Raw genomic sequence first — 21806 nt, forward strand, 5'->3', positions numbered from 1 at the left:
GGTCTGGACATGGCTGAGGTTCTCGTCGTCGTCGAAGCCACCAAGGAATTCGGCGTCAAGAAGGTCACCCTGGAAATGCTCACCCTCGCCCGCGAGCTGGGCACCCCGAGCGCCGTGGTGCTCGGCGGCGCCGGCGCCGCCGACGCGCTCAGCGCCAAGCTGGGCGAGTACGGCGCGGCGAAGATCTACGCCGCCGAGGGTGCGGAGATCGACGGCTACCTGGTGGCCCCGAAGGCCACCGTGCTGGCCGAGCTGGTCAACCGGGTGCAGCCGGCCGCCGTGCTGCTCGCCTCCTCGCAGGAGGGCAAGGAGATCGCCGCCCGGCTGGCCGTGAAGCTGGAGAACGGCATCCTGACCGACGTGGTCGGCCTCGACGCCGACGGCACCGCCACCCAGGTCGCCTTCGCCGGCTCGACCATCGTCAAGTCCAAGGTCACCAAGGGCCTGCCGCTGGTCACCGTCCGGCCGAACTCGCTCAACCCGACCCCGGCCGCCGCCACCCCGGCGGTCGAGCAGCTCACCGTCTCGGTCACCGACGCGGACAAGCTGGCCAAGGTCGTCGAGCGGGTCGCCGAGCAGAAGGGCTCGCGCCCGGAGCTGACCGAGGCGTCGGTGGTCGTCTCCGGCGGTCGCGGCGTCGGCAACGCCGACAACTTCAAGCTGGTCGAGGAGCTGGCCGACCTGCTCGGCGGCGCGGTCGGCGCGTCCCGTGCCGCGGTCGACTCCGGCTTCTACCCGCACCAGTTCCAGGTCGGCCAGACCGGCAAGACGGTCTCCCCACAGCTCTACGTGGCGCTGGGCATCTCCGGCGCCATCCAGCACCGGGCCGGCATGCAGACCTCGAAGACCATCGTCGCGGTGAACAAGGACGCCGAGGCGCCGATCTTCGAGCTGGCCGACTTCGGCGTGGTCGGCGACCTGTTCAAGGTCGTCCCGCAGGCCGCCGAGGAGATCCGCAAGCGCAAGTGAGCCCACCCGGCTGACCCACGCACAGAGCCGCCGCCCGGATCACCGGGCGGCGGCTCTGTGCGTTGCGGCCCTTCCGCAGCGGCGGAAGGGAGCTGATCGGCGGGCCGGGGAGCTGAGCCGGCCCGCCGATCAGCTCGTCAGGGTGCCCCTCAACAGGCTGTCGCCGGAGTGGCGGGTGTTGTTGTCGTACTGCTCGGCGGAGATGTCGACCACCGAGAAGGTGCGCAGGTCCACGTTCGCGGGCATCGGCAGCAACTCGTCTCCCGACCCCTTGCTCAGCGTACCGACCGAGAACATTTTCATCGTCCCCGGATCGATCAGCCAGACCTCGTAGTACCCCGGGACCTCCGGAAGATTCGCCACGTGCAGGTGGAGCCGGTTGTCCCCGAGCACCCGGGCGTCGCCGGCCGCCTCCTTCGGCGTCTGCCCGTACGCGCTCAGCGCCGCGCTGGCCAGCACCGCCGGCTGCGGCGGGTCCGACTCACCCGACCGCAGCACCGTCACCGTGCCGAGCACGCCGGCCGCGGCCGCCGCTGCCGCGGTCACCGCGGTGACCGCCCAGCGCCGCCACCGCCCACCGCCCCGGGACACCGCCGGTGCCGCGGCGACCCGCGGGCCGGGCTCGGCCGGTGGCCGGGCCGCGCGCCGCTCGGCGAGCGCGGGCAGCTCCTCGGCGGCCCGGATCTCCGCGACGATGCCCTGCCAGACGTGCTCGGGCGGGTCGGGCAGGTTGCCCAGCCCCTGGGTTTCCGCGCCCAGGCCGGCCACGTGTCGCAGCGTCGTCAGCTCGGCCCGGCAGAGCTCGCAGGTGTCCAGGTGGGCGGACTCGCCAGCCGCCGCCTCGCTCTCACCGAGTGCCAGGAAGACCAGCCGGTCGTGGTCCAGGTGGGACACCGTCCACCTCCCATCTGCGCTTGAGGCTCTGCATCCCGCGTCGAATGTGGCTCTTGACCGTGCCGAGCGGGACGCCGGTCACGGTCGCGATCTGCTGGTGGGTCAGGTCGTCGTAGAACGCCAACTCCAGCATGCGTCGCTGGTCGTCGGGGAGGCGGGCCAGCTCGTCGGCGACCACCAGCCGGTCGACCACCGCGTCCGGGTCGGGCCCGCCGGGCACCGGCTCGGGCAGCTGCTTGACCGTCTCGACCACCCGGGTCTCCCGGGCGACCGCCCGGATCCGGTCGACCACCTTGCGGCGGCCGATGCCGAGCAGCCAGCCGACCAGCGATCCCTTGGTCGGGTCGAACGTCTCCCGGCCCAGCCAGGCGGCCACAAAGGTCGCCTGGGTCACGTCCTCCGCGTCGCTGCGGTTGGCCAGCGTGGTGCTGGCCAGGTGCAGCACCGCCCGGCCGTAGCGGTCGTACGCCTCGCGCAGCGCAGCCTCCTCGCCGGCGCGGAAACGCTCGGCCAGCTCGTCGTCGCCCGGTGGTTCCGGCTGTCTCGGCACCCCCGTCACCGGGTGGTTCGCCTTCGGTGGGGCATGCCCGACTGTAACCGCCACAGCCCTCGCCCCATTCTCCCGGCCGACCTCTCCTGCTCGTGCCCGCACCCTTGGTTCGCTCCGGAGGTCCGCCCCGGATGCATCCCGGGCGGAAAAAAGAAATCCGATCCGGGCGCATCCGGCGGCGGCGGAGCGGGCGTAACCCGTTCTGCACACCAGGCGTGATGAACCAGCACGAACTATCAGGAGGCACGCAATGCAGCTCGTATCCATCCGTCGGGTCGCCGCCGGCGGTGCGGTCGCCGCGCTGGCCCTCGCCGGCGGCCTCGCCACCGCCGCCACCCCGGCGTACGCGGCCAGCAGCAAGGTCTCGGTCGTGCACGGCATCCCGGACACCCCGGTCGACGTGTACGTCAACGGCAAGAAGACGCTGGACAACTTCAAGCCGGGTGACGTGGCCGGCCCGCTGAGCCTGCCGGAGGGCGACTACGACATCGCGCTGACCAAGCCGGGCGAGGCGCTCGACCAGGCGATCCTCAAGGTCGACGACGCCAAGGTCCCGGGCGGGGCGAACATCAGCCTCGCCGCGCACCTCAGCGCCGACGGCAAGCCGCAGATCACCCCGTTCGTCAACGACGTGTCCAAGGTGGGCGCCGGCAAGGCCCGGCTGATCGTCCGGCACACCGCCGCCGCCCCGGCCGTCGACGTGCGCGCCGGTGGCCAGCCGGTCTTCCAGGGTCTCACCAACCCGAAGGAGGCCAAGGCCGACATCGACGCGGGCACCGTCAAGGCGGACGTGGTCCTCGCCGGCACCGACACCGTGGCGATCGGCCCGGCCGACCTCACCCTCAAGGAGGGCACCGCGACGATCGTCTACGCCATCGGCTCCGCCGAGGACAAGAACCTCAAGCTGGTCGCCCAGACCATCAGCGGCCTGCACTCCGCGCCGGGCGGCGTGCCCAGCGGCACCGGCGGCCAGGCCGGCACCGGGGTGCAGACCTGGTGGTACCTGCTCGCCGGCGTCGGCGTGCTGCTGCTGGTCGTCGGTGGGGCGCGGGTCGCCACCGTCCGGACCGGGCGCCGATGACGGTGCGGAACCGCGGGGCGCTGGCGGCCATGGCCGCCGGCGCTGCCGCGCTCACCGTCGCCGGCCTCGTCGCGTGCGCCTCCCGGCCGGCCGAGACCGTCGGCGCGGCGGAGGCGTCGGCACTGGCCAGCGCCACCCCCACGCCGGCCGCCCCGGCCAGCGCCGGCACCACCGGCCGGGTGCCGGTCAACACCGGCACCCTGCCGGCGGACGCCACCGTCCCGCCGACCAGGTTGCGCGTCCCGGCGATCGGCGTCACCGCCACGGTCAACCCGGTCGGGGTCAACGCCCGCACCGGCGAGTTCGACGTGCCGCCGAGCGTCGACCAGGTCGGCTGGTACCGCTACGGCCCCGGGCTGGAGGCCACCACCGGCTCGGTGGTGATCGCCGGCCACGTGGACAGCGCCGAGCAGGGCAAGGGGGCGTTCTTCCGGCTGCGTGAGCTGGACCGGAGCGATCTCCTCACGGTCTCCGGTGCCGACGGCCGGGAACGCCGCTACCGGGTGGTGGCCCGGGAGGAGTACGCCAAGACCAAGATCCCGCTGGACCGGTACTTCGCCCGCGACGGCCGCCCCCGGCTGACCCTGATCACCTGCGGCGGCCCGTTCGACCCGAAGACCCGGCACTACCGGGACAACATCGTGGTCACTGCCGTACCCGCGTGACGGCACCGGGTCGGCGTGCGGGCGCGCCGCCGGAGCGGCCGGACCGCCACCCCGTACGGGACGGGCGGTCCGGCATCCGGCGGCGCGCCCGTCGGCCGTTAGGCTGAACGGTGATGGCATACCTGGATCACGCGGCGACGACCCCGATGCTCGATGAGGCACTCGAGGCGTACGTCGCCACCGCCCGCGAGGTGGGCAACGCGTCGTCGCTGCACGCGGCGGGCCGGCGTGCCCGGCGCCGGGTGGAGGAATCCCGCGAGCGGGTGGCCGCGGTGCTCGGCGCCCGCCCCTCCGAGGTGATCTTCACCGGGGGCGGCACGGAGAGCGACAACCTCGCCGTCAAGGGGGTCTTCTGGGCCCGCCGCGCCGCCCGCGCCGACCGCAACCGGGTCGTCTCCAGCGCCGTCGAGCACCACGCCGTGCTGGACGCGGTCGACTGGCTGGCCGGGCACGAGGGCGCCGAGGTCGGCTGGCTGCCGGTCGACGCCGCCGGCCGGCTCGACCCGGAGCGGCTCCGCGCCGAGCTGGCCGCGCACGGCGACCGGGTCGCGGTGGTCACCGCCATGTGGGCCAACAACGAGGTGGGCACGGTGCAGCCGGTGGCCGAACTGGCCGCCGTCGCCGCCGAGCACGGGGTGCCGTTCCACACCGACGCGATCCAGGCGGTCGGCCAGGTGCCGGTCGACTTCGCCGCCAGCGGCGTCTCCGCGCTCACCGTCACCGGCCACAAGCTCGGCGGCCCGACCGGGGTCGGCGCGCTGCTGCTCGCCCGGGACGTCGCCGCCACCCCGCTGCTGCACGGCGGCGGCCAGGAGCGGGACGTCCGGTCCGGCACCCTGGACACCGCCGGCATCGTGGCCTTCGCGGTCGCCGTCGAGGCGGCCGTGAAGGGCCAGCAGGAGTACGCGGCCCACGTCGCCGCGCTCCGCGACGAGCTGGTGGAGCGGGTCCGCCAGGCGGTGCCCGAGGTGATCTTCAACGGTGACCCGGTGGACCGGCTCCCCGGCAACGCGCACTTCTCCTTCCCGGGCTGTGAGGGGGACGCCCTGCTGCTCCTCCTCGACGCCCAGGGCATCGCCTGCTCGACCGGGTCGGCCTGCTCCGCCGGGGTGGCCCAGCCCTCGCACGTGCTGCTGGCGATGGGCGCCGACGACGACCGGGCCCGCTCCTCGCTGCGCTTCACCCTCGGCCACACCAGCACCCGGGAGGACGTCGACGCGCTGATCGCTGCGCTGCCGGCGGCCGTCGACCGGGCCCGGCGCGCGGCCGCCCTCCGTACCCCCCGCTGACCCGGATACCCTCGGTGAGGACGAGGGGAGTGGGCTGGTGAGGGTTCTGGCGGCGATGTCGGGCGGGGTGGACTCCGCGGTGGCGGCGGCCCGCGCGGTGCAGGCCGGGTACGACGTGACCGGCGTGCACCTGGCGCTGGCCCGCAACCCGCAGACCTACCGGACCGGTGCCCGGGGCTGCTGCACCCTGGAGGACTCCCGGGACGCCCGCCGCGCCGCCGACGTGCTGGGGATCCCGTTCTACGTCTGGGACATGGCCGACCGGTTCCACGCCGACGTGGTGGACGACTTCGTCGCCGAGTACGCGGCCGGCCGTACCCCGAATCCGTGCCTGCGCTGCAACGAGAAGATCAAGTTTGCCGCGGTGCTGGACCGGGCCGTCGCCCTGGGCTTCGACGCCGTGGTGACCGGCCACCACGCCCGGCTCGGTGCCGACGGCCTGCTGCGGCGCAGCGTCGACCCGGCCAAGGACCAGTCGTACGTGCTCGCCGTGCTGACCCGCGCGCAGCTGGACCGGTCGATCTTTCCGCTCGGCGACTCGACGAAGGCGGAGGTCCGGGCCGAGGCCGCCCGGCGCGGCCTCGCGGTGGCCGACAAGCCGGACTCGCACGACATCTGTTTCATCGCCGACGGCGACACCCGGGGGTTCCTGGCCCAGCGGCTCGGGGAGGCCCCCGGCGAGGTGGTCGACGCGCTCACCGGCGCGGTGGTCGGCAGCCACTCCGGCGCCTACCAGTACACCGTCGGGCAGCGGCGCGGCCTGCACCTGGACCGGCCCGCCCCGGACGGCCGCCCCCGCTACGTGCTCTCCATCACGCCCGTGACCAACACCGTGACCGTCGGCCCGGCCGAGGCGCTGGAGGTCGACCGGGTGCGGGCCGTCCGCCCGGTCTGGACCGGTGGCGCGCGGCCCGGCGGACCGATCGAGTGCGAGGTGCAGTTGCGCGCGCACGGCGACGTGGTGCCGGCCACGGTGTCCCTGGACGGTGACGCCCTGCACGCCGAGCTGCGCCGGCCGGTGCGCGGCGTCGCCGCCGGCCAGGCGATCGTGGCGTACCGCCCCGACCCGGCCGGTGACGTCGTGCTCGGCTCGGCCACCATCAGCGACTGACCCGTGGGCGGCGTGCGCCGGCCGGTGCGGCGGATAGTCTTCGGCGGTGAGTGACCAGACGTGGCCCTGGCCGACCGGATCGGCGACCGGGATCGGTTCGCTGCCCGGCACCGACATCGCCGAGGCGCAGCGGATCGTGCTCGGGGAGCTGCCCGCCCTGCCGCACCTGCCGGAACTGCCCGCCCGGGGCCCCGGCGCGGACCTGATCGGGCGCACCGGCGGGCTGCTCGCCGAGTTGCCGGTCGAGCTGTACGCGGCCCGCTGGCGGATCGCCCCGCGGCCCGGCAAGGACCTGCGCCGCGCCCGCGACCTGATGGAACGCGACCTCGACCAGCTCGCCGAGCAGGCCGAGGAGTACGCCGGCCCGGTCAAGGTCCAGGCCGCCGGGCCGTTCACCCTGGCCGCGTCGCTGGAGCTGCCGCTCGGCGGCCGGGTGCTGCGCGACGCGGGCGCGGTCCGCGACCTGGCCGGTTCGCTGGCCGAGGGGTTGCGCGGGCACGTCGCGGCGGTGGCCCGCCGGCTGCCCCGGGCGTCGGTGCTGCTCCAGCTCGACGAGCCGTCCCTGCCGGCGGTGCTGGCCGGGCGGGTGCCCACCGAGAGCGGCCTCGGCACCTACCGGGCCGTGCAGTCCGGGGACGCGGCGGCGCTGCTGCGCGGCGTGCTCGAGGCGGTCGGGGTGCCGACGGTGGTGCACTGCTGCGCGCCGGACGTGCCGGTGGCGCTGATCCGCGACGCCGGGGCCGTGGGCGTCGCGCTCGACCTGGGCCTGGTCACCGAGCTGGACCCGCTCGGCGAGGCGATCGACGCGGGGCTGGGCCTGCTGGCCGGGGCCGCGCCCGCGCTGCCACCGTCCGCCGGTCGCGCGCCGACCTCGGCCCAGGTCGCCGAGCGGGTACGCCGGCTCTGGGACCAGCTCGGCTTCCCCCGCCGCCGGCTCGCCGAGCAGGTGGTGGTCACCCCCGCCTGCGGCCTGGCCGGGGCCACCCCCGGATACGTCCGGACCGTGCTGGCCGCCTGCCGGGACGCCGGGCGGCGGCTGGCCGAGGAGGAGTGAGGTTTCCTGTCGTACCCGCTGGGCAGGATGACGGGCATGATTGGACAGCTCCGTTCCGTGGTGATCGACTGCCCTGATCCGCGCGCGCTGGCCGGCTTCTACGCCGAGCTGCTCGGCCTGCCGCTGGTCGAGGAGAGCTCCGACGGCGACGAGTGGGTCGTGCTCGGCGGCCCGCCGGGGCACCAGCCCCGCATCGCCTTCCAGCGGGCGCGCGGCCTGCGCGCCCCCGCCTGGCCCGACCCGGAGCGGCCGCAGCAGTTCCACCTCGACGTGACGGTCGACGAGATCGAGGCGGCCGAGAAGGCGGCGCTGGCCCTGGGCGCGCGCCGGCTCCCGGGCGAGGGCGACGGCTTCCGGGTCTACGCCGACCCGGTGGGCCACCCGTTCTGCCTCTGCTGGGACTGACCGGCCGGGCTGGCCTCCGGGGCGTGGCCGGGCGGCCGGGCTGGCCTCCGGGGCGTGGCCGGGCGGCCACGCCCCGGCCCCGTGCCCAGGGCGCCGGCGGGTTGCCGCGGTCCGGCATGATCACGCCGTGACCGACTCCCCGCCGCGCCGCGCCTCGGGTTCGCTCTTCGGCCTCGCCTTCGGCGACGCGCTGGGCAAGCCGACCGAGTTCCTCACCGTCGCCGAGATCGTCCGGCGGTACGGGCCGGCCGGCCCCCGGGAGCTCGTCGGCGACCCGGCGCTGGTCACCGACGACACCCAGATGGCGCTGGCCGTGGCCGGGGCGCTGCGGGACGCGCCCGGCTACTCGGCGGAGGCGGTGGAGCCGCTGCTGCGGCAGCGCTTCCTCGACTGGGCGGCCAGCCCGGACAACAACCGGGCCCCCGGCATGACCTGCCTGCGGGCCTGTGGCGAGCTGAGCCGGGGGCTGCGCTGGCAGGACGCCACCGTGGCCGGCTCGAAGGGCTGCGGGGCCAACATGCGGGTCACCCCGGTCGGGCTGCTCGACGTCGACCTGGACACCCTGGCCGGGCTGGCCCAGCTCCAGGCGGGCCTGACCCACGGCCACCCGACCGGCCTGGCGGCCAGCGAGCTGACCGCGTACGCGGTCCGGCTGTTGCGCGACGGCGCGGCGCTCGCCGACCTGCCGGGCCTGCTCACCGAGCGGGCGCACGAGCAGCGCACCGTCTACCGGGGCGACTGGCTCGGTGACCTGTGGCAGCGCGCGGACGACGCCGGGACACCGCGGGAGTTCATCGCCCGCGGCTGGGACGAATGCCGGGACGTGCTCGGCCGGCTCGACGCCGCGCTGGCCCGCCCGGATGACGGCGGCGACCCGTGCCGGTTCACCGGCGAGGGGTGGATCGCCGAGGAGGCCCTGGCCACGGCCCTGCTCTGCGCGCTGTGGCACGCCGACGACCCGGTCGGCGCGCTGGCCCGCGGCGCGACCACGGCCGGCGACTCCGACTCCATCGCGGCGCTCGCGGGCGCCTTCGTGGGGGCCGCGCACGGCATGGCCGCCTGGCCGGCGGACTGGGCCGCGCGGATCGAGTACGCCGACCAGCTCGCCGCCTTCGGCGCCGCCACGGACTGAACCCGGTGCGCGGGGTCGGGCGGCGCGCCGCCCGACCCCGCCCCGGTCACATCACCGAGAGGTAGTTGTCCACGCTGGAGGCGAGGATCCGGCGCCGCGAGTAGGCGCTCGGGTTCACGGCGTTGTACTCCTCGATGATGATGTACGACCCGTCGATACCGGACACCCAGGCGACGTGGCCGTAGTCGCCGCCGTTCCACTGGGCGATGGCCCCCACCGCGGGGGTCTGCGAGACCATGCCGCCGTACTTCGGGGCGGCGTTGTCCCAGTTCTTCGCGTGCCAGTAGTTGAGCGCGGTGAAGCCCGGCGGGTCGTGGGCGATGTACTTGTAGACCCGGGACGCCACGAACGACGTGCACTGCTGGAGCACGAAGCCGTACCGGTCGACCCAGGGAAAGCCGGACCCCCACGGATAGTCGTCGACCGTGCCGAAGGCGAACTTGCCGGACGAGGCGTACCCCTGCTTGCCGTACCGGTCGGCGATGACCCGGTACTGGTAGCAGCCGGCGGCGTACCGGATGGTGACGTAGTTGGTGGTGATCATGAAGCCGACCAGCCGCCACGAGTCACCCCGGCAGGCCTTCGCCTCGACCGAGTAGCCGGTCGCCGTGCTCACCGCGTTCCACGACACCCGGACGTCCGAGGAGGTGGTCTGCGGCACCGCCCGCACGTCCTGCGGGGTGCCCGGGGCCGTGATGGTCAGGGTGACGCTCGCCGTGTTCGACGCCGAGCTGTAGCCGGTCAGGTTCTCCGCCTTGAGCTGGAACTCGTACGTCTTGCCCGGGGTGAGCATGCTCATCGTGAACGTGCAGCAGGTGCTCAGCGGGTACTGCGCCTTGGTCCAGCCCGACTTACCGGCGAGCCGGTAGTAGATCCAGTAGTAGACGTTGCCGGTGCTGCTGGCCCGCCAGGAGAGCTTGGCGGCGGTGTCCCCGGAGGCGGCGGCGGTCAGGTTGGTCGGTGGCTGGGGCAGCGGCGGCATGGGCCGGGCGCTGGCCGTGTTGGTCGCCCCCGAGTCACCGGCGAGGTTGGTGGCCCGGACCCGGAACTCGTACGTGGTGCCGTTGTCGAGCAGGCCGGCGGTGAACGAGCAGCAGGTGCTGACCGGGTACGGCAGGCGCTTCCAGGTGCCGCCGGCGGGGCGCATCTCGATCCAGTAGTAGACGCTCCCGGTGGGGCTGGCGCTCCAGCGCAGCGTCACCTGGCCGTCGCCCGCGCTCGCGGTGAGCCCGGACGGCGCCTGGGGCAGCGGCGGCAGCGGCCGGGCGCTGGCCACGTTGGAGGCCGGCGAGTTGCCCGAGACGTTGTTGGCCCGGACCCGGAACTCGTACGTGGTGCCGTTGTCGAGCAGGTCGACGGTGAACGAGCAGCAGGTGTTGACCGGGTACTGGAGGCGCTTCCAGGTGCCCCCGGCGGGGCGCATCTCGATCCAGTAGTAGACGTTGGCGGTGGCGCTGGCGGTCCAGCGCAGCGTCACCTTGCCGTCGCCCGCGCTCGCGGTCAGCCCGGACGGCGCCTGGGGCAGCCCGCCGACCGACGTCTCCCGTACGGCCGCGGAGGCGGGCCCCTCACCACCCGCGTTGTCGGCGGTCACCTTGAACTCGTAGACGTGCCCGTGCACGAGCGAGCCCCAGGTGGCCGAGGTGCGGTCGGTGGGGTACACCGACCGGGTGAAGGCGGTCTGCCCGGCGGTCACGTCCCGGTAGTAGATCCAGTAGAAGACGTCCGGGCCCACCGGGTTCCAGTCCAGGTCGATGCTGCCGTCGCCGGCGGCCAGCGCGGTGAGCCCGGTCGGCGCGGCGGGCGGCTGGTAGAACGCGGTGGCCCGGACCACCGCCGAGGTCGGGCCGTCGCCGGTCTCGTTGTTCGCCGCGATCTTGAACTCGTACACGTGGTTGTGGGCGAGCAGCCCGGGGCTGAAGGTGCAGCAGGTGGTCACCGGGATCGACAGCTTGGTGAAGCTCGTCTGGCCGGCGGTGACGTCGCGCTGGTAGACCCAGTAGTAGAGGTCGTCCCCCGGCTTGGTCCAGGTCAGCTTGATCTTCCCGTCGCTCTGCGGGGTGGCCGTGAGCCCGGTCACCTGGCCGGGCAGCGGGCGGCGCGGCGTCGCCTGCACGACGTTCGACGGCAAGGACTCGCCGCCCTGCGCCGTGGTGGTCACCTTGAACTCGTAGGTGTGCCCGTTCGCCAGGTAACCGATGTTCACCGTGCAGCAGGTGGCGACCGGCAGCGGCAACTGGGTGAAAGCGGTCTCGCCCTCGGTGACGTCCCGCCGGTAGACCCAGTACCAGGCGCTCGGGGTGGTGCTCGCGCCCCAGGTCAGCTGGACCTGGCCGTCACCGGCCACGGCGGTCAGGGTGCCCGGCGCCGCCGGCCTCGGGTACGTGGAGGTGGCCTGGGCGGTGTTCGACACCGCCGACTCGCCGCCCAGGTTGCTCGCGCTGACCGTGAACTCGTACTGGTGGCCGTGCAGCAGGTAACCGGCGGTCATCGCGCAGCAGCTGGTGATCGGCAGCGGCAGCTGGGTGAACTCGGTCTCGCCCGCGGTCACGTCCCGCTGGCGTACCAGGAAGTGCACCCCCTCGGACGGGCCCTGCCAGGCCAGGTCGATCTGGCCGTCGGCGCGGGCCGTGGCGGTCAGGTTGGTCGGCGCGGCCGGCACCGCGTACCGGGCGGTGGCGCGCACCGGCGTCGACCGGGGCGACTCGCCCCCGCCGTGGCTCGCGGTGACCACGAACTCGTACTCGTGGTCCTTGGCGAGCCAGTTGGCGGTGACCGTCAGGTCGACCGGGTTGTCGTCGTTGACCGGCGCGTACTCGGTCTCCCCGGCGGTGATGTCCCGCCGCAGCACGTCGTAGCGCCAGGCGTACGGGACGGCGGACCAGGTGAGCCTGACCGAGCCGTCGGTGCCGGCGGTCGCGGTCAGGTTGGCCGGGGCGGGCGGCGGCGCGATGGTCACCGCGACGCTGCGGGTCGGCGAGGGCTGCCCCACGCCGGTGGAGTTGCGGGCGGTGACCCGGTACTCGTAGGTGTGGCCGGTCCTGGTGCCGCCCACGTCGGCGCTGGTGCCGGTCGGCTGTGCCACCCGGGCGAAGTGGGTCTGGCCGACGGTGACGTCGCGCTGGTGCACCTCGTAGCTGATCCCGGTGCCGGCGACCGCCGGCCAGGACAGGTGGACCGCGCCGGTCGGGTCGGCGGTGGCGGTCAGGTTGGTCGGGGCGGCGGGCAGCAGCGCCGGGTCGGGTGCCGGCGGGGGCCAGGCGACGTCGACGAAGCGGGGCCGGTAGATCCGGGCGTCGCTGTACAGGTCGTCGTCGTTGAGGCTGTGCACGTTGTACGACACCAGCAGCCGGCCGGACGGGGCCAGCTCCGGGTGCAGCCGGGCGTCGTAGACGATCACACCCTGCCGTGCCGCCGGTTCGGGCGCGGTGAACAGGTCGATCGGGCCGCTGAACGGGCCGGTCGGCGAGGCGGCGGTGTAGGCGATCACCTGCGTGCCGAAGGTGACGTTGCCCTGCACGGTGACGACCACGTACTGGTCGCCCACCCGCTGCGCGCCGAACGCGGTGCCGACACCGGACAGCGGCAGCCGCGCCGAGTTGGCGACCCCGCTGGACCAGCCGCTCCCGGTCCAGAACTGCCAGCCGCCGGTGAGCCCGCCGGCGGGCACCCGGGCCAGGTGGGCGAAGCGCTGCTGGTCGGCGGCCACGTACTCGGAGCCGTAGACGTACGTCCAGGCGCCGTCCTCCAGCACCGCGGCGCCCCACGCGACCTTGTCGCCCAGCGGCAGCTCGGTGACGGCGGTGGTGGTGAGGCCGGGCAGCGCCAGGGTGGCCAGCGCGGTGCCGGTCAGTACCACGTCGAGGCTGCCCTCGCCGGTGCGCTTGTAGCGGTTGACCAGTGCCCGGACCGAGTTGCCCTCGACCGTCGCGTCGGCGATCCAGTACCACTCGCCGGTCACCCCGGACGGGATCAGCGACTGCGGGTTGCTGGTGCTGCCAGCGTGGACGGTCGAGGTGAGCGCCGTCCCGTCCTGCACCACCGCCGAATTGTTGATCATCGGGCTGCTGCGGGGCCGGCTGAAGTCCGCGTTGACGGTGCCGAGCATGGTGTCGGAGAAGAGCCAGGCCATCCGCCCGTCGGGCAGCGCCACCGAGGCGGTGCTGTCCGCCCCGCTCCAGCGTCCGCTGGTGTTGCCGTAGTTGTTGAAGAGTGTGGTGAGTGCGGCCCCGGTCATCCCGCCCGACGGCAGTGCCGCCGCCCGGGCCGGCGCGGCCGGCACCACCAGTCCGACCCAGCCGACCGCGGCCACCAGGCCCGTCGCCAGTCGGGCACGCCAGCGTTCCCCCATGTTTTGTCCCCATATCCGGCGCGCGGGCGCCCCCGGCGAGCGCCACGGCGCGCTCGTTGGCGGGGAAGCTATCAGCACCCCGGGGCGGTGTGGATCATCCGGACGGATCGATCAGAAGAAATCCATCCCCGGCTGCCCGCGCGGGCTCAGGCCAGGGCGCCGGCGGCGAGCCAGCCCACCGCCAACGCCACCCCGATCCCGACCGGCCACGGCCACCAGCGTCCCGGCCGGCGCAGCCGGAGCCAGCCGGCCAGCAGGCAGCCGGCCGTCGCGAGGCAGGCCAGCAGCAGCGTCAGCCACCATGCCGCGCCCCGGTCGGCGGCCCGGCCCGCCCCGGTGATCTCGGGGCTGAACCAGGCCAGCAGGTAGCCGTAGAGCAGCAGCAACGGGCCACCGACGAGCGACGCCAGCAGCGCCAGCAGCCAGCGGGTCCGCACCGCCACCCCGACCCCGGGGGTACGACTGGTCACCGCACCACTATGGCGGGGCGGCCTCGGGCCGCGGGAGGCGGGCGGCGTACCGGCGTCCGGGGCGTCGCCGGCCCGGCCGAGGGTGACCCGCCCGCGGCGGTCCGGCGGTCCTCGCCGGCGCGCCGTACCCGGTCGGCGGCGGCCCGCCCGCGGTGGCCCGGCGAGCCTCCCGGCCGTGCCGCGCGAGGTCCGGCGGTGCGGGCCGGGATGCCTGGTCAGGCGGGTGACCGGACGGTTGTCGGTACCGACCGCTACGGTTCGGGGGTAGCACGAGTACGGGAGGTCGACAGCGGTGGCCGAAGGCGGCAGCGTGTCCGAAGAAGCGGTTCCCCAGGCGGTCAGCCCGGCCCAGGAGGCAGCGGCGGGTGCCGAGCCGACCCCGCAGGCGCGGGAGCGGCACGCCACGCTCAGCCAGGAGCTGACCGACCACCAGTACCGCTACTACGTGCTGGACGCGCCGATCATCTCCGACGCCGAGTTCGACAAGCAGCTGCGCGAGCTGGAGGCCCTCGAGGCGGAATACCCCGCGCTGCGCACCCCCGACTCGCCGACCCAGCGGGTCGGCGGGACGTTCTCCACCGACTTCACCCCGGTCACCCACGCCGAGCGGATGCTCTCGCTGGACAACGCCTTCGCCGACGAGGAGCTGGCGGCCTGGGCCGAGCGCGTCGAGCGCGACGCCGGTGGCCCGGTGCCCTACCTGTGCGAGCTGAAGGTCGACGGGCTGGCCATCAACCTGACCTACGAGAAGGGCCGGCTGGTCCGGGCCGCGACCCGGGGCGACGGGCGCACCGGCGAGGACGTCACCGCCAACGTGCGCAGCATCCGGGACGTCCCGGCCCGGCTCACCCCCTCCGACGACTTCCCCGACGTGCCCGCCCTCCTCGAGGTGCGCGGCGAGATCTACTTCCCGGTAGCGGCCTTCGCCGACCTCAACGCCGGCCTCGTCGAGCAGGGCAAGGCCCCGTTCGCCAACCCGCGCAACGCGGCCGCCGGCAGCCTGCGCCAGAAGGACCCCCGCATCACCGCGTCCCGGCCGCTGCGTCTCGTGGTGCACGGCATCGGTGCCCGGAAGGGCTTCCAGCCGGCCGCGCAGTCCGAGGCGTACGCGGCGCTGCGGGCCTGGGGGCTGCCCACCAGCGACCGCTGGCGGGTGGTGCCCGACCTGGCCGGCGTGGCGGACTTCATCGCCTACTACGGCACCCACCGGCACGACGTCGAGCACGAGATCGACGGCGTGGTGGTGAAGGTCGACCCGGTTTCCATCCAGGGCCGGCTCGGCTCGACCAGCCGCGCACCGCGCTGGGCGATCGCCTTCAAGTACCCGCCGGAGGAGGTGACCACCAAGCTGCTCGACATCGACGTGAACGTCGGGCGTACCGGCCGGGTCACCCCGTTCGCCGTCCTGGAGCCGGTGCGGGTGGCCGGCTCCACGGTCGCCCTGGCGACCCTGCACAACGCCCAGGAGGTCGAGCGCAAGGGCGTGCTGATCGGCGACACGGTGGTGCTGCGCAAGGCCGGCGACGTCATCCCGGAGGTGCTCGGCCCGGTGGTCGACCTGCGCCCCGCCGACGCCCGGCCGTTCATCATGCCGACCACCTGCCCGGCCTGCGGCACCCCGCTGGCGCCGGCCAAGGAGGGCGACGTCGACATCCGCTGCCCCAACGCCCGCGGCTGCCCGGGCCAGATCCGGGAGCGGGTCTTCTACCTGGCCAGCCGCCGGGTGCTCGACATCGAGGCGCTGGGCGAGAAGAGCGCGGCCGCGCTGCTGGACGGGCAGATCATCACCAACGAGGGCGACCTGTTCCAGCTCGACGCCGAGCAGTTGGCCCGCTCGCCGTTCTTCGTCAACAAGGACGGCACGCTCGGCAGCAACGCCACCAAACTGCTGGACAACCTGGCGGTGGCCCGGGAGCGGGACCTGTGGCGGGTGCTCGTCGCGCTCTCCATCCGGCACGTCGGCCCGACCGCGGCGCAGGCCCTCGCCCGGCATTTCCGTTCGATCGACGCGATCGAGGCCGCCGGCGAGGAGGAGCTGTCCTCGGTGGATGGTGTCGGCCCGACCATCGCGGCGAGCATCAAGGAGTGGTTCGCCGTCGACTGGCACCGCGAGGTGGTGGCCAAGTGGGCCGCGGCCGGGGTACGGATGGCCGAGGCAGGCGGCGAGGAGGGGCCGCGCCCGCTGGACGGGGTGACCGTGGTGGTCACCGGGACGCTCGCCGGGTTCAGCCGGGATCAGGCGTCCGAGGCGATCCAGGGGCAGGGCGGCAAGGTCACCGGCTCGGTCTCCAAGAAGACCAGTTTCGTGGTGGTGGGGGACAACCCCGGCAGCAAGGCCGACAAGGCGGCCAGCCTCAAGCTGCCGATCCTCGACGAGGACGGCTTCCGAGTGCTGCTGGAGTCCGGCCCGGACGCCGCCCGGGAGGTAGCCCGCGTCGAGGGCTGAGCACCGGCCCATTTTGGATCTTGACGCGACCTTGCCGCGTATACCAACTTAATTACGACTACGACCGATTCGTGACTGTCGTGTCGGGGAAATCGGCACCGAGGGCGTTTCATTGGCGTACGGCGTGTGAACGGGCACGCCACGGCTGTCCCCGGGAGGTGCGATGGAGACCGCCGATCCGCGCAACTCCGTGCCACCCGGGCGGGGCGGGCCGTTCTTCGGCTTCGTGGTCGCGGTCGGTGTCCTGGCCGTGCTCGTCTCGGCCGGGCCGCTGGCCGGGCTACCCGGGCGGCTGTCCGCGATGCCGGCGGCCTTCTGGACCATGGCGGCGCTCGCCGTGGCCTGCGACGCCCGACCGTTCCTGCCGCCCGGCCGCCGGGCGGGCTCGGCGGTCTTCCCGTCGACCTGCTTCACCTTCGCCATCCTGCTCGGTTGGGGGCTCGGCCCGGCCGTGGCCGTGCAGGCCGTCGCGGTGGCCGTCTCCGGCTGGCGGATGGGGCACGCCCCCTGGCGCACCGCCTTCAACGCCGCCCAGTACGCCTGCGCGCTCGCCGCCGCGTACGCGGTGACCCGGCTGGGGCCCGGCGGTCTCTTCGACGGAGGGCGGCTGCGCTGGACCGACGTGGTCGTGGTCGGTGCCGCCACCGCGGCCTGGTTCGCGGTCAACTACGCGCTGGTCAGCTCCGCGATCCGGCTGCGCTTCGGGGACCGCTGGTGGCCCACCGTCCGGCTCGGTCTCGCGTACGAGCTGCTCTCCACCGGGTCGCTGCTGCTGCTGGCCCCGGTGCTGGTGGCCGCCGCGCGGGCCAGCGCCGCGCTGATTCCGCTGGTGCTGGTGCCGCTCTTCGCGGTCTACCGGATGGCCCGGCTCTCCGCCGAGCGGGAGCAACTGGCCGCGCTCGACCCGCTCACCGGCCTGCCCAACCGCAAGGCCCTGCTCACCGAGGTGGCCGAGCAGGTGCATCTGCACGCCGAGCGGGCCGCCCGGGGCGAGCCGGACGGCCAGCTGGCCCTGCTGCTGCTCGACCTGGACCGGTTCAAGCACGTCAACGACGCGCTCGGGCACGCGGTCGGCGACCGGCTGCTGGTCGAGGTGAGCGCCCGGCTGGCCGCGGTGGTCGGCGAGGGTGAGCTGCTGGCCCGGCTCGGCGGCGACGAGTTCGCCCTCGTCGTACCCGGGATCACCGGCGCCGAGCAGGCGCGCGAGCGGGCCGGCCGGGTGGTCGCCGCGCTCGCCGAGCCGGTGCCGCTGGACGGGCTGCCGCTGGACGTCGGCGGTTCCATCGGTGTGGCGATCTATCCCGAGCACGGCGAGGACTTCGCCACCCTGATGCGCCACGCCGACGTGGCCATGTACGACGCCAAGCACCGCAACGACACGGTCGCCGTCTACGCGGCAGAGTCCGACCACAACTCGGCGGAGCGGCTCAGCCTCCTGGCCGACCTGCGCCGGGTGCTGGAGGCCACGCCGCGCCGGGAGGAGCCGCCCGCCGGCGTCCGCGGCGGCGACGGCGCGGCCCTGCCGGCCGGGCCGGCCTCGGGCAATCCGGCCTCGGGCAATCCGGCTTCGGGCAATCCGGCTTCGGGCAATCCGGCTTCGGGCAATCCGGCCTCGGGCAACCCGGGCCGGGCCGCTCGCGGGGACGCGGTCGCCCGCAACGGCAGCCGGGGCCGTCCGGCCCGCCCGGGCGACGCACCGGGGCGGCGCTGGCTGCGCCGGCGGCCGGCCCGGGTGGAGGGGCGGGCCGACGACGAGCTGATCAACCGGATCGTCACCAGCGCCGACCCGATCCGCCGCAGGTCGCGGGCGCTCGCCACCGAGGAGCCGGTGGGGGTCGCGGGTGACGTGGCCCGGCTCCCGGAGGCGTCCGCCACCCGCCTCGCCCCCACGCCCGCTGTGCCGCGGGACGGGGACGGCCGGGGCGCCGACGACCGCGCCGGCCGGCCGCGAGGTGCTGCCGGCGGGCCGGTGCCGGCCGCGGGCGCCGGGGCGAGCGCCGCGGCCCCAGCCCGATCGGGCGGGAACGGCCGGCGTCCGGCCGACGTCCGGCCGGGTACGCCGGGCACTGCGGATCTCGTCACCGGCCTGCCGGGTGCCGTGGGTCCGGGCGTGCACGTGCCGGGCGCCGGGGGTCCGGTTGCGGACGTGCCGGGCGCCGTGGGTCCGGGCGGGCTGGTCGGGGACGGCACCGGGGACGGTCCGGCGGGCGACCCGGGCGAGATCACCATGTACTACCAGCCGCAGATCGCGATCGCGACCGGTGAGGTCGTCGGGGTGGAGGCGCTGCTGCGCTGGCGGCACCCGCGCCGCGGCATGGTCGACCCGGGGGAGCTGATCCAGGTCGCCGAGCAGAGCGCGGTGATGCGGCTGCTCACCCGCCGGGTGGTCGACGACGTGGTGGAGCAGGTGGCGAAGTGGTCGGCGGCCGGCATCACGCTCCGCGCGGCGCTCAACGTCAGCGTGCGTGATCTGCACACCGGCGAGATCGCCGACCAGATCGCCGACCGGCTCACCCGGTACGGCGTCAGCCCGGACCGCCTCCAGGTGGAGATCACCGAGGGCGCCCTGATGGCCGATCCGCGGCGGGTGCTGGCCAGCATCACCCAGTTGCACCGGATCGGCGTCGGCATCGCGCTGGACGACTTCGGCACCGGGTACTCGTCCCTGCAACACCTGCGCCGGCTGCCGCTGTCCGAGGTGAAGGTGGACCGGTCGTTCGTCCTCGGCATGGCCGACGACCCGGACGACGCGGCGATCGTCCGGTCGATGATCGAGCTGGCCGGCGCGCTCGGCCTGCGGGTGGTCGCCGAGGGCGTGGAGGACGAGCGCACCTGGCGGCTGCTCCACGCGGCCGGCTGCGACGTGGCCCAGGGCTGGTTCCACGCCCGGCCCATGCCCGCCGCCGACCTGGTCGCCTGGCTGTCCCGGTACCGCCCGGTCCGGCCGGTGGGCCCGGCCGACGGCGACGGCCCCCGCCGGCCGTCCCGCTGAACGGGGCCGCGGGGGAGTCGGGGGCGTCGGGGCGACGGCGGGACAATAGACTCGCTCCGGTCACCGCGCGTCATCGTCACCGTGGCACGCGCGGCCGGCACACCGCAGACGCAGCAGGACAAGCCACTGAAGGGGGCAGCCGATGGCCGCCATCTCCCGCGAGGAGGTCGCGCACCTCGCGCGACTGTCGCGGCTCGCCGTCACCGAGGAGGAGTTGGACACCTTCGCCGGTCAGCTGGACGTGATCCTCCAGTCGGTCGCCCAGGTCGGCGAGGTCGCCGCGGCGGACATCCCGCCGACCTCCCACTCGGTGCCGCTGACCAACGTCCTCCGCGAGGACGTGGTGACGCCCTGCCTGACCCCGCAGGAGGTGCTCTCGGGCGCGCCCGACGCCGAGGAGCAGCGGTTCCGCGTCCCGCGGATCCTGGACGAGGATGTGGCCTCATGAGCGACCTGACCAAGCTGACCGCCGCCGAGATCGCCGGCCTGGTGGCGAGGGGCGAGACCTCCGCCGTGGAGGTCACCCAGGCCCACCTGGACCGGATCACCGCCGTCGACGATCAGGTCCACGCCTTCCTGCACGTCGACACCGAGGGCGCGCTCGCGGCCGCCCGCGAGGTCGACGAGCGCCGGGCCGCCGGTGCCGAGCTGGGCCCGCTGGCCGGTGTGCCGGTGGCGGTGAAGGACGTGCTCGCCACCAAGGGCGTGCCGACCACCGTCGGCTCGAAGATCCTGGAGGGCTGGCGCCCGCCGTACGACGCCACGATCGTGCAGCGGCTGCGCGAGGCCGGCACGGTGATGCTCGGCAAGACCAACATGGACGAGTTCGCGATGGGCTCCTCCACCGAATACTCCGCGTACGGGCCGACCCGTAACCCGTGGAACCTGGAGCGCATCCCGGGCGGGTCGGGCGGCGGCAGCGCCGCGGCGCTGGCCGCGTACGAGGCGCCGCTGTCGATCGGCTCGGACACCGGCGGCTCGATCCGCCAGCCGGGCGCCGTCACCGGCACGGTCGGCGCGAAGCCCACCTACGGTGGCACCTCCCGGTACGGGCTGGTCGCGTTCTCCTCGTCGCTGGACACCCCCGGCCCGTGCGCGCGTACCGTGCTGGACGCCGCGCTGCTGCACCAGGTGATCGGCGGTCACGACCCGCGCGACTCCACCTCGATCCCGGCCCCGGTGCCGGACGTGGTGGCCGCCGCGAAGCTGGGCGCGACCGGCGACCTGACCGGCGTGAAGCTCGGCGTGGTCACCGAGTTCACCGGCGAGGGCGCCGAGCCGGGCGTGATGGCCGCGTTCCGCGAGTCGGTGGAGGCCCTCGCGAAGCTGGGCGCCGAGATCGTCGAGATCTCCTGCCCGCACTTCCGGTACGCGCTGCCGGCCTACTATCTGATCGCGCCGAGCGAGTGCTCCTCCAACCTGGCCCGGTTCGACGGGGTCCGGTTCGGGCTGCGGGTCGGCGACGACGGCAACCGGTCCCTCGAAGAGGTCATGTCGCTGACCCGCGAGGCCGGCTTCGGCCCCGAGGTCAAGCGGCGCATCATGATCGGCACGTACGCGCTCTCCTCGGGCTACTACGACGCCTACTACGGGCAGGCGCAGAAGGTCCGCACCCTGATCACCCGGGACTTCACCAGCGCCTTCGAGCGGGTCGACGCGCTGATCTCGCCGACCACCCCGTTCGTGGCCTTCCCGATCGGGGCCCGCACGTCCGACCCGTACCAGATGTACCTGGCCGACCTGTTCACCATCCCGACCAACCTGTACGGCGGGCCGGCGATCTCGGTGCCGTGCGGGCTCTCCGACGGGCTGCCGGTCGGCTTCCAGATCATGGCCCCGACCATGGCCGACGACCGGATGTACCGGGTCGCCGCCGCGCTGGAGAGCGCCGTCGGCACCCTCACCCCGCCGGCGCTGTGAACCCACCGGGCTCGGGCGGGTGAACGTACCGGGCTCGGGCGGGTGAACGTACCGGGCTCGGGCGGGTGAGGTCACCCGCCCGAGCCCCGGCTCGTCCCGCGCCCGGTGCGGTCACCGCGACCGCGCCGGGCGCGGCTGCCGTCGCGGCGACACGATCACCGTTCAGGTGATGGTCCCTGGACCCTGGCACTGGTCGAATAGGCTCCAAGGCTGCTGGATCGACTGGACCCGGTTCCGCTGGTGACGCGAGCGGCCGACAAGGACCTGGATGTGTGATGCGGACACTTCGCCCCGTCATGGCCCTCACGATGGTCGTCGCGTTGCTGCTGGGCGCCGCGCAACCGGCAGCCGCCGCCCCCGGTGGCGTCACCATCACCTCCGACAAGCCGAGGTCGGTCATGTACCTCGGGCAGGTGTACGCGATCCACACGGTCGAGGCGACCGGTGGCACGGGCCCGTACGCGCTGTCGGTGGTGT

Annotated in this window: 16 protein-coding genes and 1 pseudogene; 13 read left to right on the forward strand and 4 right to left on the reverse strand. The window is 74.4% G+C overall.

From position 1 onward, the window contains the following. The first annotated feature begins 9 nt into the window (after window positions 1–9). A complete protein-coding gene (locus LQ51_RS10430; RefSeq protein ID WP_046564525.1) occupies window positions 10–969 on the forward strand; it encodes an electron transfer flavoprotein subunit alpha/FixB family protein in 960 nt (319 codons plus the stop codon). 129 nt (window positions 970–1098) lie between these two features. On the opposite strand, the gene LQ51_RS10435 is transcribed toward LQ51_RS10430, so the two are convergent. Further along, window positions 1099–1863: an anti-sigma factor gene (locus tag LQ51_RS10435; protein ID WP_046564527.1), complete on the reverse strand. Its 765-nt coding sequence runs from the start codon at window positions 1861–1863 to the stop codon at window positions 1099–1101. Continuing rightward, window positions 1817–2422: an RNA polymerase sigma factor gene (locus LQ51_RS10440; RefSeq protein WP_046564528.1), complete on the reverse strand. Its 606-nt coding sequence runs from the start codon at window positions 2420–2422 to the stop codon at window positions 1817–1819. Before LQ51_RS10440 ends, LQ51_RS10435 begins: the two co-directional genes overlap by 47 nt. A 241-nt stretch (window positions 2423–2663) precedes the next feature. On the opposite strand from LQ51_RS10440, the gene LQ51_RS10445 reads away from it, so the two are divergent. From LQ51_RS10445 to LQ51_RS10475, 7 genes are all read left to right on the forward strand, one after another. Beyond that, window positions 2664–3494 (forward strand): DUF4397 domain-containing protein, encoded by an 831-nt coding sequence (locus LQ51_RS10445; RefSeq protein ID WP_046564530.1) that lies wholly within the window; start codon window positions 2664–2666, stop codon window positions 3492–3494. Then, the gene (locus LQ51_RS10450) at window positions 3491–4159 is read left to right on the forward strand and encodes a class F sortase (RefSeq protein ID WP_046564532.1); all 669 of its coding nucleotides are present in this window, start codon (window positions 3491–3493) and stop codon (window positions 4157–4159) included. Before LQ51_RS10445 ends, LQ51_RS10450 begins: the two co-directional genes overlap by 4 nt. A 113-nt stretch (window positions 4160–4272) precedes the next feature. Beyond that, the gene (locus tag LQ51_RS10455; protein ID WP_046564533.1) at window positions 4273–5448 is read left to right on the forward strand and encodes a cysteine desulfurase family protein; all 1176 of its coding nucleotides are present in this window, start codon (window positions 4273–4275) and stop codon (window positions 5446–5448) included. Window positions 5449–5485: 37 nt separating this feature from the next. Then, on the forward strand, window positions 5486–6559 hold the full coding sequence (mnmA, locus tag LQ51_RS10460) for a tRNA 2-thiouridine(34) synthase MnmA (RefSeq protein ID WP_046564535.1): 1074 nt from the start codon (window positions 5486–5488) through the stop codon (window positions 6557–6559). A gap of 46 nt (window positions 6560–6605) precedes the next feature. Continuing rightward, a complete protein-coding gene (locus LQ51_RS10465) occupies window positions 6606–7613 on the forward strand; it encodes a uroporphyrinogen decarboxylase/cobalamine-independent methonine synthase family protein (RefSeq protein WP_046564536.1) in 1008 nt (335 codons plus the stop codon). A 36-nt stretch (window positions 7614–7649) separates the two neighbouring features. Further along, complete coding sequence (locus tag LQ51_RS10470) at window positions 7650–8018, forward strand: VOC family protein (protein WP_197087640.1); 369 nt, start codon at window positions 7650–7652, stop codon at window positions 8016–8018. A gap of 127 nt (window positions 8019–8145) precedes the next feature. Next, window positions 8146–9150, forward strand: a complete 1005-nt coding sequence (locus tag LQ51_RS10475; RefSeq protein WP_046564538.1) for an ADP-ribosylglycohydrolase family protein — start codon at window positions 8146–8148, stop codon at window positions 9148–9150. A gap of 46 nt (window positions 9151–9196) precedes the next feature. Here LQ51_RS10475 and LQ51_RS31930 read toward each other — a convergent pair whose 3' ends face one another. Continuing rightward, complete coding sequence (locus tag LQ51_RS31930) at window positions 9197–13501, reverse strand: fibronectin type III domain-containing protein (RefSeq protein ID WP_082159355.1); 4305 nt, start codon at window positions 13499–13501, stop codon at window positions 9197–9199. Window positions 13502–13647: 146 nt separating this feature from the next. Beyond that, window positions 13648–13971 carry a hypothetical protein gene (locus LQ51_RS10485; RefSeq protein ID WP_156313030.1) on the reverse strand — a complete coding sequence of 108 codons (324 nt, stop codon included), beginning with the start codon at window positions 13969–13971 and terminating at the stop codon, window positions 13648–13650. A gap of 310 nt (window positions 13972–14281) precedes the next feature. On the opposite strand from LQ51_RS10485, the gene ligA reads away from it, so the two are divergent. The 5 genes and pseudogenes from ligA to LQ51_RS33820 all read left to right on the forward strand — a co-directional run. Then, window positions 14282–16417, forward strand: coding sequence for an NAD-dependent DNA ligase LigA (gene ligA / locus LQ51_RS10490; protein WP_046564591.1), 2136 nt, complete (start codon window positions 14282–14284; stop codon window positions 16415–16417). 163 nt (window positions 16418–16580) lie between these two features. Then, window positions 16581–19409, forward strand: coding sequence for a bifunctional diguanylate cyclase/phosphodiesterase (locus tag LQ51_RS10495; RefSeq protein WP_046564539.1), 2829 nt, complete (start codon window positions 16581–16583; stop codon window positions 19407–19409). Between the two features lie 142 nt (window positions 19410–19551). Beyond that, window positions 19552–19857, forward strand: a complete 306-nt coding sequence (gatC, locus tag LQ51_RS10500) for an Asp-tRNA(Asn)/Glu-tRNA(Gln) amidotransferase subunit GatC (protein WP_046564540.1) — start codon at window positions 19552–19554, stop codon at window positions 19855–19857. Then, entirely contained in the window at window positions 19854–21329 is a 1476-nt protein-coding gene (gene gatA, locus LQ51_RS10505) for an Asp-tRNA(Asn)/Glu-tRNA(Gln) amidotransferase subunit GatA (protein ID WP_046564542.1), read from the forward strand. The genes gatC and gatA overlap by 4 nt, the downstream gene beginning before the upstream one ends. Before the next feature lie 296 nt (window positions 21330–21625). Then, window positions 21626–21806 (forward strand): annotated as a pseudogene (locus LQ51_RS33820) (hypothetical protein); the annotation flags it as partial.

The organism is Micromonospora sp. HK10 (genome assembly GCF_000982955.1).
Lineage (GTDB): Bacteria > Actinomycetota > Actinomycetes > Mycobacteriales > Micromonosporaceae > Micromonospora.

What these genes read in the sequence shown, in the direction of transcription:
- LQ51_RS10430 (WP_046564525.1), top strand. Translation starts at nt 10, where the DNA reads ATGGCTGAGGTTCTCGTCGTCGTCGAAGCCACCAAGGAATTCGGCGTC.
- LQ51_RS10445 (WP_046564530.1), top strand. Translation starts at nt 2,664, where the DNA reads ATGCAGCTCGTATCCATCCGTCGGGTCGCCGCCGGCGGTGCGGTCGCC.
- LQ51_RS10450 (WP_046564532.1), top strand. Translation starts at nt 3,491, where the DNA reads ATGACGGTGCGGAACCGCGGGGCGCTGGCGGCCATGGCCGCCGGCGCT.
- LQ51_RS10455 (WP_046564533.1), top strand. Translation starts at nt 4,273, where the DNA reads ATGGCATACCTGGATCACGCGGCGACGACCCCGATGCTCGATGAGGCA.
- LQ51_RS10470 (WP_197087640.1), top strand. Translation starts at nt 7,650, where the DNA reads ATGATTGGACAGCTCCGTTCCGTGGTGATCGACTGCCCTGATCCGCGC.
- LQ51_RS31930 (WP_082159355.1), bottom strand. Translation starts at nt 13,501, where the DNA reads ATGGGGGAACGCTGGCGTGCCCGACTGGCGACGGGCCTGGTGGCCGCG.
- LQ51_RS10495 (WP_046564539.1), top strand. Translation starts at nt 16,581, where the DNA reads ATGGAGACCGCCGATCCGCGCAACTCCGTGCCACCCGGGCGGGGCGGG.
- gatC (WP_046564540.1), top strand. Translation starts at nt 19,552, where the DNA reads ATGGCCGCCATCTCCCGCGAGGAGGTCGCGCACCTCGCGCGACTGTCG.
- gatA (WP_046564542.1), top strand. Translation starts at nt 19,854, where the DNA reads ATGAGCGACCTGACCAAGCTGACCGCCGCCGAGATCGCCGGCCTGGTG.